At 68.5% G+C, this 13,600-nt stretch carries 14 protein-coding genes and 2 pseudogenes; 7 read left to right on the top strand and 9 right to left on the bottom strand.

Translation table 11 applies throughout. The features are described from left to right. Positions 1-139 precede the first annotated feature (139 nt). Positions 140-412: pseudogene (locus tag ASJ79_RS06760) on the top strand (metallophosphoesterase); the annotation flags it as partial. A gap of 13 nt (positions 413-425) precedes the next feature. Then, positions 426-1,247: an acyl-CoA thioesterase II gene (locus ASJ79_RS06765; protein ID WP_067953963.1), complete on the top strand. Its 822-nt coding sequence runs from the start codon at positions 426-428 to the stop codon at positions 1,245-1,247. A gap of 101 nt (positions 1,248-1,348) precedes the next feature. Here ASJ79_RS06765 and ASJ79_RS06770 read toward each other — a convergent pair whose 3' ends face one another. Together ASJ79_RS06770 and ASJ79_RS06775 are read right to left on the bottom strand one after the other, a co-directional pair. Next, positions 1,349-1,783 carry an SRPBCC family protein gene (locus ASJ79_RS06770; RefSeq protein ID WP_067953964.1) on the bottom strand — a complete coding sequence of 145 codons (435 nt, stop codon included), beginning with the start codon at positions 1,781-1,783 and terminating at the stop codon, positions 1,349-1,351. A gap of 11 nt (positions 1,784-1,794) precedes the next feature. After that, a complete protein-coding gene (locus ASJ79_RS06775) occupies positions 1,795-2,640 on the bottom strand; it encodes a lysophospholipid acyltransferase family protein (RefSeq protein ID WP_067953965.1) in 846 nt (281 codons plus the stop codon). 53 nt (positions 2,641-2,693) lie between these two features. Here ASJ79_RS06775 and ASJ79_RS06780 point away from each other — a divergent pair, with 53 nt between their 5' ends. Together ASJ79_RS06780 and ASJ79_RS33040 are read left to right on the top strand one after the other, a co-directional pair. Then, positions 2,694-5,213, top strand: a complete 2,520-nt coding sequence (locus tag ASJ79_RS06780; RefSeq protein WP_197420107.1) for an RNA helicase — start codon at positions 2,694-2,696, stop codon at positions 5,211-5,213. Positions 5,214-5,344: 131 nt separating this feature from the next. Then, positions 5,345-5,488 carry a hypothetical protein gene (locus ASJ79_RS33040; RefSeq protein ID WP_197420108.1) on the top strand — a complete coding sequence of 48 codons (144 nt, stop codon included), beginning with the start codon at positions 5,345-5,347 and terminating at the stop codon, positions 5,486-5,488. 2 nt (positions 5,489-5,490) lie between these two features. Here ASJ79_RS33040 and ASJ79_RS06785 read toward each other — a convergent pair whose 3' ends face one another. After that, entirely contained in the window at positions 5,491-6,321 is an 831-nt protein-coding gene (locus tag ASJ79_RS06785; RefSeq protein ID WP_067953974.1) for an LLM class F420-dependent oxidoreductase, read from the bottom strand. 156 nt (positions 6,322-6,477) lie between these two features. Between ASJ79_RS06785 and ASJ79_RS06790 the strand changes: the two genes are divergently transcribed. Continuing rightward, complete coding sequence (locus tag ASJ79_RS06790; protein WP_067953967.1) at positions 6,478-6,948, top strand: hypothetical protein; 471 nt, start codon at positions 6,478-6,480, stop codon at positions 6,946-6,948. Positions 6,949-7,001: 53 nt separating this feature from the next. Here the strand turns inward: ASJ79_RS06790 and ASJ79_RS06795 are convergent, their stop codons facing one another. Next, a complete protein-coding gene (locus ASJ79_RS06795) occupies positions 7,002-8,276 on the bottom strand; it encodes a hypothetical protein (protein WP_231750753.1) in 1,275 nt (424 codons plus the stop codon). Positions 8,277-8,595: 319 nt separating this feature from the next. Here ASJ79_RS06795 and ASJ79_RS06800 point away from each other — a divergent pair, with 319 nt between their 5' ends. Then, on the top strand, positions 8,596-10,065 hold the full coding sequence (locus tag ASJ79_RS06800; RefSeq protein ID WP_067953968.1) for an amidase: 1,470 nt from the start codon (positions 8,596-8,598) through the stop codon (positions 10,063-10,065). 2 nt (positions 10,066-10,067) lie between these two features. On the opposite strand, the gene ASJ79_RS06805 is transcribed toward ASJ79_RS06800, so the two are convergent. The 5 genes from ASJ79_RS06805 to ASJ79_RS06825 are packed head-to-tail and all read right to left on the bottom strand — an operon-like array spanning position 10,068 to position 12,957. After that, on the bottom strand, positions 10,068-10,745 hold the full coding sequence (locus ASJ79_RS06805; protein ID WP_067953969.1) for an energy-coupling factor ABC transporter permease: 678 nt from the start codon (positions 10,743-10,745) through the stop codon (positions 10,068-10,070). Positions 10,746-10,767: 22 nt separating this feature from the next. After that, the gene (locus ASJ79_RS06810; protein WP_067953970.1) at positions 10,768-11,076 is read right to left on the bottom strand and encodes a nitrile hydratase accessory protein; all 309 of its coding nucleotides are present in this window, start codon (positions 11,074-11,076) and stop codon (positions 10,768-10,770) included. Then, positions 11,073-11,693 (bottom strand): nitrile hydratase subunit alpha, encoded by a 621-nt coding sequence (gene nthA, locus ASJ79_RS06815; RefSeq protein ID WP_067953971.1) that lies wholly within the window; start codon positions 11,691-11,693, stop codon positions 11,073-11,075. The genes ASJ79_RS06810 and nthA overlap by 4 nt, the downstream gene beginning before the upstream one ends. Then, a complete protein-coding gene (nthB, locus tag ASJ79_RS06820; protein WP_067953972.1) occupies positions 11,690-12,427 on the bottom strand; it encodes a nitrile hydratase subunit beta in 738 nt (245 codons plus the stop codon). Before nthB ends, nthA begins: the two co-directional genes overlap by 4 nt. Beyond that, positions 12,424-12,957: a DUF1097 domain-containing protein gene (locus tag ASJ79_RS06825; protein ID WP_067953973.1), complete on the bottom strand. Its 534-nt coding sequence runs from the start codon at positions 12,955-12,957 to the stop codon at positions 12,424-12,426. The genes nthB and ASJ79_RS06825 overlap by 4 nt, the downstream gene beginning before the upstream one ends. A gap of 203 nt (positions 12,958-13,160) precedes the next feature. Between ASJ79_RS06825 and ASJ79_RS33045 the strand changes: the two are divergent. Beyond that, positions 13,161-13,600: pseudogene (locus ASJ79_RS33045) on the top strand (DJ-1/PfpI family protein); the annotation flags it as partial.

A 13,600-nucleotide genomic window follows, 5' to 3' on the forward strand; every position in this document is an offset into this window, starting at 1 on the left:
TGCAACGGTACTTCCAGGCCGAGAAGTTGTTCGATCTCGACGACCTGCCCGGCGCGATGGACGCCGACCGCGACGACCAGGGCGAGCTCGAGGAACTCCAGAACGCGTTCGCCGTGTCGCCGTGGGCTGCCCGCACCCCGCCCTGCCGGTGCTGCTGCTGGCGCATCAGCCCAAGCAGGTCGCGCACGCGGTGCGCGCCGGGGTGGACCTGCAGATCTCCGGCCACACCCACGGCGGTCAGATCTGGCCGTTCAACTTCCTCGTGCGGCTGGAACAGCCCGTGGTGCACGGGCTGAGCACGCACGGCGACCGGACGCAGCTCTACACCAGCCGGGGCACCGGGTTCTGGGGTCCGCCGTTCCGGGTGTTCGCGCCGAGCGAGATCACCCTGCTGACGCTGCGCAGCGGTTAGGCAAGATACCTGCGTGTCTTCCTCGCTGGGCGATGTCCTCGCCTCCATGCAGCTCGACCGGACCGGACCGGCGTCGTTCGCCGGCAAGCAGCTGCCCGCACCCGCCAACCACATTCTGGGCGGCCACATCTCCGCGCAAGCCCTGCTGGCGGCGAGCCTGACCGCACCGGACCGCACCCCGCACAGCGTGCACACGTACTTCCTCCGTCCGGGTGATGCGCGGCTGCCGGTCACCTTCGAGGTGGCGAATCTGCAAGAGGGCCGGACATTCTCGGCGCGACGCGTCACCGCCCATCAGGGTGAGGAGATCCTGCTGGAGGCGATGTCGTCGTTCAAGGCGGCGACGCCGGCCGGAGTCACCTACCAGCCGCCGTGTCCGCAAGTGGCCCCACCGGAGTCGCTGCCGCCTGTCGCTCCCCATTTCGCGGAGTCCGAGGAGGCCACCCAGGGCCTGTGGGCGAGCCTGCGCTGGTTCGAGCGCCGCATCGTCGAGGCCGACACCGCCCCGCCGGCCCGCTCACGCATCTGGTGGCGGCCCGGCGGCGCCGTCCCCGACGACCCGGTGCTGACCGCGTCCCTGGTGGCCTACCTGTCCGCGGTGACACTCACCGAGCCGGCCTACGCCGCCCGCGGCGGCATCGCGGAGTCGGCTCAGCGCGATCATTCGGTGTGGTTCCACGCCGCGGCGGATCTGTCGGACTGGCTGCTCTACGAGCAGTCCTCCCCCAGCAGCGCCGACACGCTCGCGCTGGCCGGCGGGACCATGTTCAACCGCACCGGGGAACTGGTGTGCACGGTGCGCCAGGAGATGTACTTCCCGGCGCCCCGGCAGTGACGTCCGCTGCGCCAGTTGCGTAACCACAGGGAGATTTCGAGGCCGATAACCGCCACCTCGTTACGCAAATTCGCCGCCTGCCCACCGGCCGGGGATTGAAGTCAGCCCTCGACAAGGGTTTTGAGCTGCCTGACGGTCCGGTCCATGATCCGGCCGACCTGCCGTGCGGCCACCCGGTCGGCGATCAGGCCGAGCAGGCCCCCGGGCGCCTCGTAGGACAGCCGGAAGATCACCTTGGTGCGCCCGTCACCGTGCTCGCGCAACCGGAACCTGCCGCGCAGCGTCACGCCGGTGATCCCGATCCAGGCCAGGTCGCGGGCCTCGTCGAACTCCGTGACCTCGATGACCCCGCCGATCGGCACCGAGCCGACCTTCCAGTGCACGGTGTAGCGCGACCCCACCCCGACCGGCTGCTGCGTGACGATCTCCCACCGCTCCAGGTTGGCCATGAACTCCGGGTAGCAGCCGGGGTCGCTGACGTGTTTCCACACGCTGTGCGGATCGGCGTCGATGATCACGCTTCGCTGAAGTCGCATCGCCGGCCCCCTTATCCGATCACCGGGAACCGGCGCTCTGCGGCCAGGCTGTCCACCGCCGCCTGCAGCGCGCCCTCGACCTTCTTGTGGATCGTGTCGTCGTCGGCAGCCGCGATCTCCTCGGCACCGACGGGTTCCAGCGCCTCGACGACGATCTTCGACGGCAGCGGGAAGTGTCCGTAGAGATCGCTGACGATCAGGCCCCACGGCGGGGCCAGCGCGATCGGCACGCTCTTGAGGCGCAGCAGTCTGTCGACCCGCAATAGCTTGGCCAGCCACTGGCCCCGGCTCAGGAACAGCACACTCTCCTGGCCGCCGACGCTGGCGATCGGCACGATCGGCACCCCGGCCTCACGCGCGAGTTTCACATAGCCCTTGCGACCGCCGAAGTCGACCTTGTTGCGTTCCCAGAACGGGCGGAACACCTCGTAGTCGCCGCCCGGGTAGACCAGCAGTGCCGCGCCGGATTCCAGTGCCAGACGGGCGTTCTCGTGATTGGCGGCCACGGTGCCGAACTTGCGCAACGAGCCGAGCGGCGGCGCCGACACCACCAGGTTGTGGGCCAGCTGGTAGAACGGGCGCTCGACGCCGAAGTAGGAGCAGAACGCCAACGTGAACACGAAGGTGTCCGGCGGCACGTTGCCGCCGCTGTGATTGCCGACCAGCAGCACCGGCCCGTCGGCCGGGATGCGCTCGAGCCCGCGGACGTCGGCACGGAAGTACAGCGACGCCAGCAGCCACAGCCCGGGCAGCTGCTCGCGGATGTAGTCGGCGTCGCGCTGATCGAGGTCGGCCTTCGGTACCCGTGCGGCGACTTCGTGCTTGACCCATTCGAGCACATCACCGAACCCCGCCATGGAAGGGCTATTGACGTCGGCGGCGTCCGGCAAACCTGGCAGGCTGGACCCTGATGTCCGCGCTGATCGAAGACCTGTCCACCCTGCGTGCCGTCGGCGACGACGCCGACGAGCTGTTCGCCGCGTTCGAGGCGTGGGCCGACGCCGGCGGCACCACGTTGTATCCGGCGCAGGAGGAGGCGCTGGTCGAGCTCGTCAGCGGCGCCAACGTCATCCTGGCCACCCCGACTGGGTCGGGGAAGTCGCTGGTGGCCACCGGCGCGCTGTACTTCGCGCTGGCCGGTGCGCGGCGCAGCTACTACACCGCGCCGATCAAGGCGCTGGTCAGCGAGAAGTTCTTCGCGCTGTGCGACGTGTTCGGCGCGGCCAACGTCGGCATGCTGACCGGTGATGCCGCGGTCAACGCGGATGCGCCGATCATCGCGTGCACCGCGGAGATCCTGGCCAACATCGCGCTGCGGGAGGGCCGCGACGCCGACATCGGCCTGTGCGTGATGGACGAGTTCCATTTCTACGGCGACCCCGACCGGGGCTGGGCCTGGCAGGTGCCGCTGCTCGAACTGCCCCGCGCGCAGTTCCTGCTGATGTCGGCCACGCTGGGTGACGTCACGTTCCTGCGGGAGGACCTGACCCGGCGCACCGGGCGGACCACGGCGCTCGTCGCCAACGCCGAACGCCCGGTGCCGCTGTACTTCTCCTACGCGACCACGCCGATGCACGAGACGATCCAGGAACTCGTCGACACCGGGCAGTCCCCGGTCTACGTCGTGCATTTCACCCAGGCCTCGGCGCTGGAACGGGCGCAGGCGATGATGAGCGTGAACGTCAGCTCCAAGCCGGAGAAGGCCGCGATCGCCGCGCACATCGGCGCGTTCCGATTCTCCACGTCGTTCGGGTCCACGCTGTCGCGGCTGGTCCGGCACGGCATCGGGGTGCACCACGCCGGCATGCTGCCCAAGTACCGCCGGCTCGTCGAGCAGCTGGCGCAGGCCGGTCTGCTGAAGGTGATCTGCGGCACCGACACCCTCGGTGTCGGGATCAACGTACCGATCCGCACCGTGGTGTTCTCGGCGCTGTCCAAGTACGACGGCACCCGGACCCGGCTGCTCAACGCCCGCGAGTTCCACCAGATCGCCGGCCGGGCCGGCCGGGCCGGATTCGACACCGCGGGCACCGTGGTGGTGCAGGCGCCCGACCACGAGGTGGAGAACCTCAAACAGTTCGCCAAGGTCGCCGACGACCCGAAGAAACGGCGGAAGTTGGTGCGCCGCAAGGCCCCCGAGGGCATGGTGCCGTGGAGTGAGGCGACGCTGAAACGGCTTGTCGACGCCGCGCCGGAACCGCTGACCAGCAACATGAGGGTGTCGACGGCGATGATCCTCGACGTGGTCGACCGTCCCGGCGACCCGTTCGCGGCGATGCGCCGGCTGCTCACCGACAACCACGAGCCGCGCAAGCGCCAGTTGCGCTTGATCCGGGAAGCGGTCGGGATCGCGCGGTCCCTGCTGCAGGCCGGCGTCGTGGAGCGGGTCGCCGAACCCGAACCCGACGGCCGCCGTTACCGCCTGACCGTGGACCTACCACCCGATTTCGCGCTCAACCAGCCGCTGTCGACGTTCGCGCTGGCCGCGATCGACCTGTTGGACACCGATTCGGAAAGCTATGCGCTGGACGTGGTCTCGGTCATCGAGGCCACCCTGGAGGACCCGCGGCAGATCCTGGCGGCGCAGCTGAACAAGGCTAGGGGCGAGGCCGTCGCGCAGATGAAGGTCGACGGGATCGAGTACGACGAACGCATCGAACTGCTCGACGAGGTCACCTACCCCAAGCCACTGGCCGAACTGCTCGAGCACGCGTTCGAGGTGTATCTGCAGAGCAATCCGTGGGCGGCCGACGGCCGGCTGTCCCCGAAATCCGTTGTGCGCGAGATGTGGGAGCGGGCCTTCACCTTCCGGGAGTACGTCAGTGTCTACGGCCTGACCCGCTCGGAGGGCGCGGTGCTGCGGTACCTGTCCGATGCGTTCAAGGCGCTGCGGTCGGGTGTGCCGGCGGCGGCGCGGACCGAGGAGCTGACCGACATCGTCGAGTGGCTCGGTGAGCTTGTGCGGCAGGTGGATTCGAGCCTGCTCGACGAATGGGAGCAGCTCACCAGCCCCGATCAGCCGCTGGACGCTCCGCTGCCGGTGCCGGCCCGGCCGCGTCCGCTGACGGGCAACGAGCGGGCGTTCACCGCGATGATCCGCAACGCGTTGTTCCGGCGGGTGGAGTTGTTCGCCAGGGAACGCTGGGACGACCTCGGGGCGCTCGACGCCGGATGCGGATGGACGGCGGCGCGCTGGCAGGAGATCGGCGACGAGTACTTCGACGAGCACGACGACGTCGGGACCGGCGCCGACGCGCGCGGACCCGCATTGCTGATCTTCGACCGGCGGCCCGGCGTGTGGCGGGTGCGGCAGATCCTCGACGATCCCGCCGGCGACCATGACTGGGGAATCGAGGTCGAGGTGGACCTCGAAGCGTCCGACGACGAGGGCGCCGTGGTGCTGCGGGTGGTGGACGCCGGGCGGCTGTGACGGCCGTCTCTGTACCCGAAATCACAGGTCAGCGGGTTGATTAACGTGCCTGCAACACGGATCATGGGTGAGGTCCGGCCGACGGGCGATCCTCGTTGCCGGACCCCGATCTCACGTTCAGGAGCCCCGCCATGTCCTTCGCGCAGTACCGTGCCGCCCGCCAGATCGCTCGTGATCGGCGGCGCCTGTACGCGCGGATTGCGTCGATGCCGCATTCGTCGGTGCGGGACGAGCTGGTCGCCGTCGCGCAGCGCTACGAGAACACCGGCCACTGAACTCAGCCCCGGTAGCGGTCCACCTGCGCGGCGTAGTCGTCGAGCAGCCGTAGCGAATCGTCGAGCGACTTGGTGGGCAACAGCAGCCGGAGCTCGCTGAATCCCAGTTCCCCTATCGCGCGCCAGTATTCGGGGTCGACCGGGGTCCCGAACGTCGACAGCGGCACGTCATGCCGTGCGCCCTCGCGGATCTGGTCGATGCGCCGCTTCAGGTGTTCGACCGGCAGCGGGTTGGCGATCCAGCCGGCCTCGTGCCGGATGATCCGCTTGACGGTGGCGTCCGAATCGCCCCCGATCAGGATGGGCGGATGCGGCGTGCGCACCGGCTTGGGCCGCATGTAGGAGCTGTCGAAGTCGACGTATCTGCCGTGGTATTCGGCCGGTTCGGCAGTCCACAGCGCCTTGATGGCCTCGAGGCGTTCGTCGAGCAGCGCGCCTCGCGTCTTCGGGTCGGTGCCGTGGTGGCGCAACTCCTCGATGTTCCAGCCCGCGCCGACCCCGAACACGAAGCGACCGTGGGAGATGACATCGATGCTGGCCGTCTCTTTCGCGGTGACGATCGGGTCCCGCTGGATGAGCAGCGCGATCCCGGTGACCAGTTCGATGCTCGACGTCACCGCGGCAGCGGCGGCCAGGGTCACGAACGGGTCCAGGGTTCGGTAGTAGACCGCGGGCAGTTTCCCGCCCATCGGGTAGGGCGATTCCCGGCTGGCCGGGATGTGCGTGTGCTCGGCGACCGCCAGCGAGGTGAACCCCCGCTCCTCCACCGCACGGGCCAGGGACACCGTGTCGATGGTGTCGTCGTTGACGAACGTCGAGATCCCGAACTTCATCTGCGCCACAGCTCGAGGCTATTCCTGTCCGCCAAACCCGTCGTGGCCGGATCGATATCGAAGTTTGCCCCAGCAGTCACATGGGTAACTTCAGTCACAGCGCCGTGACGTCAGCGCGTCCACAACAGCAGAGAAAGAATCGAATGGGTCAACGATATGAACACCGTCCTGTACTTCAGCGCCAACGGCGCCGTGTATGAAACCCGCGCCTACACCAAAGCCGACATCGACAAGCTCGTCCAGGATCAGGGCCTGCACTGCCTGACCAGCGCGGACCACCAGTTCGACTTCTGGTTCAGCCCGTCCGCCCGCGGCTGCCAGCGCCGCACCAACCAGTTCGCCACCGAGTTGCTGATGGCGACCACCGACTTCACCGCCAGAACCGTCCCGCTGTTGCGCGGAAGCGTCGTCGTCGCCACGCATGACGCCGACGGAGACCTCGACGGTCTGAGCTGGCAGCAACTGGATGCACTCGCCGCGCACCACCGCGCGGTGTCCAAGCGCGACGAGCGGTTACTGCAGCGGCGGATCCTGCGCGACGAGCGCCGGCTGCAGCGCGCCGCCGAGGCCGCTCAGCCCGTCCTGGTGAGCTGCGCGCGCCCCCGCACTCCCGTCCGGCTGGGCTGATCGGCAGCAAACCGGCCCCCTGCTCGGTGCAGGGGGCCGGTTCGCTCACAACGTCACTCTTCGCCGGACTCGGCACCCTCGTCGCCGGACTCGGCGCCCTCGTCGTCGGCGGCCTCGTCGTCGGCGGCCTCGTCGTCGTCGGCGGCCTCGGTTTCGGTGACCTCCTCAGCGGGCTCCTCGGTGACCTCCTCAGCGGGCTCCTCGGTGACCTCCTCCTCGGTGGCCTCCTCCTCGGTGGCCTCCTCCTCGGTGGCCTCATCGACCACGACCGGCTCGGGCTCCGGTGCGGGCTCCACCGCAGCTTCGTCCCCGACGACGGCGTCGGCCGTCGACTCGGTCTCCCCGGTGGTCTCGTCCTCGGTACCGGTCGACACCAGGGTGAGCTCGTCGCCGTCGACGTCGAACGTCGCGGTCTGAGCCGGCGGCGTCGTCGGCGCGGGCGGCGTCACCGGGACTTCCTCGGGCTGCTTGAGCGCTTCGGCGATCGTCTGCGGCAGCTTGACGAACAGCGCGTCGAAGGTGCCACCCTCGGAGAACAGACCCGGGAAGTCTTCCGGGCTGTAGATCGGGTCACCGTTCTCGTCGGTGCCGAAGTACGGCTTGTAGCCGTTGAGGAACGCGCCCGTGATCAGACCCGGCGCGTTGACCAACGCGGTGAACGCGTCCTTGAGGTTGCCCTCCTTCACCGACGCGAAGACGGTGTCCGCGACGTTCATCGCCGCGAAGAACGCGGTGATCGGCGGCGACATCAGACCCTTCGAGATCGTGACGATGTTGCCGCGGGTGATCAGCGAGTCGTACACGCGCCCGACGGCGTCGGCGATCGCCTTCGGAATCGTCAGGATCGACGTCAGCGGGAACGCCAGGTTCTCCATCGCGACCAGCATCCAGGTGTTCATCTCGACGAACGCCTCGGTGAACTGGCCGTTGCCGAGGAACTCGGCGACGGCCTGAAGCCGGACCGGAAGGTTGGTCAGCGTACGCTGCACGCCCTCGGCGGCGCCGATGATGCCGGTTCCGCGGCGAGTGCCTGCCTGCTCTGCCGTCTGACCGATGATCGTCCTGAGGTGCGCGAGCTGGTTCTCACCGATCTGGTTGAGGATCGGGAACGGGTTCTCCCACAGCGACGTGCCAATCGCACCGATCTGGCTGAACGTGTTCGTGAAGTTGTTCTGCCACACGAGCAGCGGGTTCTCCAGGACCGGATTGGCGGCCAGCTGGACGGCGGCCTGCCGGATGTCCGGGGCCGACGCCACCGGCGCCACCGGGTTCACGGCGATGGCGCCCGCAACCACCACCGCGGCGCCGCTCACCAGGAACTTGTTCACTCGCGAAGCCTTCTTGGCCGCAACCGACCCAGATGCGGCGCCATACGCGACCGGAAGTGCTTGTTGCACGGATACTCCTTTTTGACTGGTCATCGCCCCCCATGGGCGCGCTCGAAACTTAGCTGAGGGTTTCCTAAGAAGCAATAGGGTTGGCTAACCTCAGTTAGACACCCTTGTTATCGGGCCTTTGCTGGAACATCGCACTGCCCAGCAAACCTTGAGCTCAGGCCGGTGTGAGCCACCTCACTAGAATTTGCGCAACTGTCAAAAACCTGCGGCTTGCGACGTCGGCAAAGTCGGCGAAGGCTACGGTCAGGTCGTGAACATCGACGAATACCGCGCGCAGGACGCGACCGGACTGGCCCGGCTGGTGGCCGATGGACAGGTGAAGGCCGACGAACTGCTGGCCCTGGCGCAGGCGCGGGCCGCCGAGGTGAACCCGCGGATCAACGCGATCGTGCGCGACGTTCCGGCCGCACCCGCGGAGGCGCCGGACGGGCCGTTCACCGGGGTGCCGTTCCTGATCAAGGATCTGGCCCAGGACTATGCGGGGCTGCCGACCTCGCGGGGTTCCCGCGCGCTGATGTCGACGCCGGCCACCGCACACGCGACGGTCGTGCAGCGCTGGATCGATGCGGGCCTGGTCATTTTCGGCAAGACCAACACCCCGGAGTTCGGCGCCAAGGGCATCACCGAACCGCTCGCGTGGGGTCCGGCACGCAATCCGTGGGACCTGAACCGGACCCCGGGCGGGTCGTCGGGCGGTTCCGCGGCCGCCGTCGCCGCGGGCATCGTGCCGTGCGCCGGCGCGAACGACGGGGGCGGATCGATCCGGATCCCGGCGGCGTGCTGCGGCTTGGTCGGTGTGAAGCCCGGCCGCGGGCTGACGCCGATGGGACCGGCGACGGGTGAGTCACTGCACGGGTCGGCGGTGCAGGGTGTCGTGTCGCGCACGGTCCGCGACTCCGCCGCGATGCTCGACGTCATCAGCGGCGGTGAGCCGTGGGGGCCGTTCACGCCCGGAATGCCCGACACACCGTTCGCCTCCTGCGTCGGACAGGATCCCGGACGGCTGCGTATCGGGGTGCGGGTGCCGACGGCGATCAACCCGACCCCGCACCGTGAGGCGTTCGCCGCCGTCGAGAAGACCGCGCAGACGCTGACCGAGCTCGGCCACCATGTCGACGAGCTGCCACAGGCCCCGTTCGACGACGCCGCGTTGGCCCGCGAGTTCCTGCTGACATGGTTCGTCTACACCGCCTGGGAACTCGACGACGCCAAGCGGCTCACCGGGGCCCGCGACGAGGCCTTCGAGCGCGACACGCTGATCCTGGCCGCCATCGGCCGGGCCACCAGCAGCGTGGATTACGTGGACGCCGTACAGCGCAGGCACGAACACACCCGCCGGTTGACGACGTACTTCGAGTCCTACGACCTGCTGCTCACACCCTCGCTGGCCACTCCCCCGCCGACGATCGGTGAGTTCGACCTGCCTCTCGTGTTGCAGAAGGCCTCGGACGTGTTGCTCAAGACGCGCACCGCGAGCCTGCTGCGCTTCACCAACCTCGTCGACGACATCGTGGACAAGAACCTCGGCTGGGTGCCGTACACCCAGCTCGCGAACATCACCGGCCGCCCGGCGATGTCGCTGCCCGTGCACTGGACCGGGGACGGTCTGCCGCTGGGCGTGCAGTTCGTCGCGCCGCTGGCCGGCGAGTCGCTGCTGATCCGGCTGGCCGCGCAGCTGGAGCAGGCGATGCCGTGGGCCGACCGGGTGGCACCGGTCTGAGTTCAGGCCGGGTTGAACAGCCGCGGCTCCAGCCAGGCGCCGTTCCTGAAGCGCTCCAAGGCCTTCGCCGCGGCCAGCACGCCGAGGTCGGCGAGCGGTTCGACGACGATCACCAGCAGGTACGCGGCCCCGAAGACCGCGACACTGCTGACCGCCTCGGCGGTCAAGCCGTGGCCGTACAGCGCCCAGAACGCCACCCAGGACACGATGCCTGCCTGGTAGGTCGCCGAAAGCGTCAGCGCCTGACGGTATTCCAGGTCGACGTAACGGGTCTGCGGGGCGATCGTCCTGCCTGCCACGTACTGCAGCGCGAACAGCGGCACCAGCAGTGTGGTGACGTTCATCCCGTACTGCGGAAGGTCGAACGGGGCGAAGACCACACCCTGCACGAGCAGACCCAGCGCGAGCCCGAACGCCGCGGGCGCCGCGCCGAACAGCAGGAACAGCGTCGAACCGAGGATCAGGTGTACCTCGGACACCCCGACCGGGTGATGCGGGAACACCTGGAAGAACACCAGCACCAGAGCGGTGGCGACCGCGGATCCCAGCACCAGTGATCCGGCGCCGCGCTCCTTGACGTGTTTCCACGCCGCGTGCAGACCGTAACCGCCGACACCGGCGGCTGTGGCGCAACCGAGGACGATCTTGGCGCCGTCGACGATTCCTGGCTCGATGTGCATCGCCGTACCTTTCGTTCGGGGGTCAGTGGTGGTCGTCGGCCACAGCGTGGTCGCCGTCGTCGGTGACGAGCGGTTTGGTCAGCAACTCTCGTTGCGTCACAACGTGTTCCAGAGCCGTGACCCAGTGGTCGTAGTACTGCCACTCGCCGCGGCCGGGTTCGGGCGAAGCCTCCCAGGCGCCGATCGTGTCGATCAGGCTCTGCTGGAACTCGCTCCACGGGTAGTGCCCGAATTCGGACAGCGCCAGCGCGAGTCCGAACGCCCTGCGCTGCCAGTCGTGATCGAAGGACGGGGCGGCCTGGTCGGTGGTGCAGGTGCTGTGCAGTTTCATGACGGCTGCCCCGCGAGCGCCACACCCATCATCGATTCGGTGGTGACGAGTTCCATCAGCTCGGTGTCGGTCAGATCGTCGGTGCCGGAGGGCCGTTCAGGAATGACGAACCACCGGGAGTGACCGCTGGAATCCCACACCTTGATCTCGGTGTCGTCGGACAGGGTCACGCCGACCTCGGCGAGGACCGTGCGCGGTTCCCGCGCCGCGCGGGCGCGGAACACCGGGTCCTTGTACCAGTACGGCGGCAGCCCCAGCACCGGCCACGGGAAGCACGAGCACAGCGTGCAGATCACCAGGTTGTGCACTCCCGGGACGTTGGCGACGGCCTGCAGGTGTTCACCTTCGGCGCCCGCCATGCCCTCGGGCAGATCCAGCTCCGCCAGCGCGGCCGGGGTGTCGACGACGACCCGGGCCGCGAAGTCCGGATCCGTCCACGCCTTCACCACGATCTTCTTGCCGTTCAGCGGTGTCATCTCGGATTCGAAGTAGGACAACACCTTCTCCACGGTCTGGCTGGTGATCACGCCCTTCTCGATCAGCAGGCGCTCCAGTGCGGCGACGCGGTCGGCGCTGGATTCCTCCCGGTCGGCCGGGTAGGCGAACTGGTCGGTCACTGGTCCTCCTCGACAGGTTGCAGGTACGCCTCGAACAGCTCGGCGTACAGGGTGTTGGCGCCCGGTTCGGCACGCGGGCCCCAGAGTTCCTCCGGGGTGAACTCGACGATGTAGATGGGCATCGGGTCGCCGATGCCGTCCCCGGTGTGGACGAAGTAGCCGTAGTCGCCTTCGAAGATGCGTTGCACCGTTCCGGTCCGGGCGCGCAGATATCCGGGCAGCCGGGTGTGTGCGCCGGCCGGGAGGTCGGTGATGCGCACCTTCTGGCCGACGCCGAACCGCGGGTGCGCGACGTCGCGGCGTGGGCTGTCGCCGCGCCGCAGGTAGTCGATGACCTGCTCGTCGATGGCGTCGTCCGACGGGTCCTCGGCCCGCGCGGCGGTGGTGCCGAGCGCGGCGCGGAGTTCGTCCTCGGACACGTAGCCCTTGTCGATGAAGAACTGCGTGATGCCGCCCAGCCACTTCTCGTAATAGCGGAACTTGAAGTAGTCGAACGGATTCATCGCCTCGGCGCCGGTGCGCAGATCCGCCCAGGTCCATTCGTCGCGGAAGGTGGTCGGCACCTCGGAGATCGGGTACCCGGGCAACGCCGATCCCAGGTGGTTGCTGAGCCCCATCATCGCGACGTGGATGCCGAAGATCCGCTTCTCCCACTCTTCGACGAAGACCCGCTTCTCCAGGTTCAGCGGTTGCGGCAGGCCTTCGAGGCCGCCGAGGTGATGCTGCAGCTTCATGCCGGTGCACCTTCCGGGTCGGGGCGCCCGGCCGGAGCCGCCGGCGCCGTTCTTGTCATCGCATTGGCCAGGTATTCGGAGACGATCCCGAAGGTCGCGCCCAGCACGCAGGCGCACGCGGCGACCAGGCCGGGGTGGGAGATGCTCGTCGCATTGACCAGCTGCCCGGTCCCGGCGACGGTGGACACCGTGGAGGCGAACCCGACCACCACCGCGGGTGTGGTCGACAGCAGACCGACCCAGGAGGCCTGCACCATGAGGGCGCTGCCGACACCGACGGCGATCGCGGTGGCCGCCAGCCCGCCGCCCAGCAGATGGGCCGCATAGAGGCTGGCGCAGGCGATGGCGACGCCGACCAGGTTGCTCGCCACCGACCGCACCCAGCCGGCCGGGCCGCCGCCGACGAAGAAGAACGACGCCCATGCCAGGAACACCACCCAGATCGGGACGGTGACCACCGTGGCTGTGAAGGCCACCGCCACCCCGCCGAGCACACCGATGCTCAGCGTCAGTGCAGACCGCGAATCCATAGAGTTCCACCTCGCTCGATCGACGCGAACGCGAACAACGCTGAGGCCGCGGTGTTTCCGCGAAGTGAATTGGGGATTTCTGCCGACGGCCGACATGGACGTCTTTTGCCCGGAACAGGACATGCCCGACCGACACGGACATATGGTGGGCAGATCCGGACATCGCCACGCACCGCACCCCTAGCACCGGCCACGCTGACGCGATGAGCATTCCGGCCACCGACCGGTCACGGCATATCGCGATTCTGGTCTTCGACGGTGTCCGCACCCTGGATGTGACCGGCCCCCTCGAAGTGTTCGACGTGGCGCAGGCGCTGGGCTGCCGCTATTCGATCGGGTTGTACTCGACGTCGGGCACCGACTCCGTCCGGTGCTCCTCGGGTCTGTCCGTCGACGCCACGGCCTCCTCGGCGCTGTCCGAGGTCGACACCGTGCTGGTGCCGGGCGGCGAGTGCCTGGTCGCCGGCGGCGTGCCGTCCCGGTCGATGACCCCGCTGACCAGCTGGCGCAGCCCCGGCCCCGAGCTGAAGTTCGAAGAACGGTGGATGCCGCCCACGCACGTGCTGCAACCCGGCGGCATCAGCGGCATAGCGCGCGAGATCGCCACCGCCGTAGTGGGATTCAGCGAAGATGACGTCGTCGA

This window comes from Mycobacterium sp. NAZ190054 (assembly GCF_001545925.1).
In the GTDB taxonomy this organism is placed as follows: domain Bacteria; phylum Actinomycetota; class Actinomycetes; order Mycobacteriales; family Mycobacteriaceae; genus Mycobacterium.

Excerpts from the sequence above, each read along its gene's own strand:
- ASJ79_RS06770 (WP_067953964.1), bottom strand. The coding sequence starts at position 1,783 with ATGCGACTTCAGCGAAGCGTGATCATCGACGCCGATCCGCACAGCGTG.
- ASJ79_RS06775 (WP_067953965.1), bottom strand. The coding sequence starts at position 2,640 with ATGGCGGGGTTCGGTGATGTGCTCGAATGGGTCAAGCACGAAGTCGCC.
- ASJ79_RS06780 (WP_197420107.1), top strand. The coding sequence starts at position 2,694 with ATGTCCGCGCTGATCGAAGACCTGTCCACCCTGCGTGCCGTCGGCGAC.
- ASJ79_RS33040 (WP_197420108.1), top strand. The coding sequence starts at position 5,345 with ATGTCCTTCGCGCAGTACCGTGCCGCCCGCCAGATCGCTCGTGATCGG.
- ASJ79_RS06785 (WP_067953974.1), bottom strand. The coding sequence starts at position 6,321 with ATGAAGTTCGGGATCTCGACGTTCGTCAACGACGACACCATCGACACG.
- ASJ79_RS06790 (WP_067953967.1), top strand. The coding sequence starts at position 6,478 with ATGAACACCGTCCTGTACTTCAGCGCCAACGGCGCCGTGTATGAAACC.
- ASJ79_RS06805 (WP_067953969.1), bottom strand. The coding sequence starts at position 10,745 with ATGCACATCGAGCCAGGAATCGTCGACGGCGCCAAGATCGTCCTCGGT.
- ASJ79_RS06810 (WP_067953970.1), bottom strand. The coding sequence starts at position 11,076 with ATGAAACTGCACAGCACCTGCACCACCGACCAGGCCGCCCCGTCCTTC.
- nthB (WP_067953972.1), bottom strand. The coding sequence starts at position 12,427 with ATGAAGCTGCAGCATCACCTCGGCGGCCTCGAAGGCCTGCCGCAACCG.
- ASJ79_RS06825 (WP_067953973.1), bottom strand. The coding sequence starts at position 12,957 with ATGGATTCGCGGTCTGCACTGACGCTGAGCATCGGTGTGCTCGGCGGG.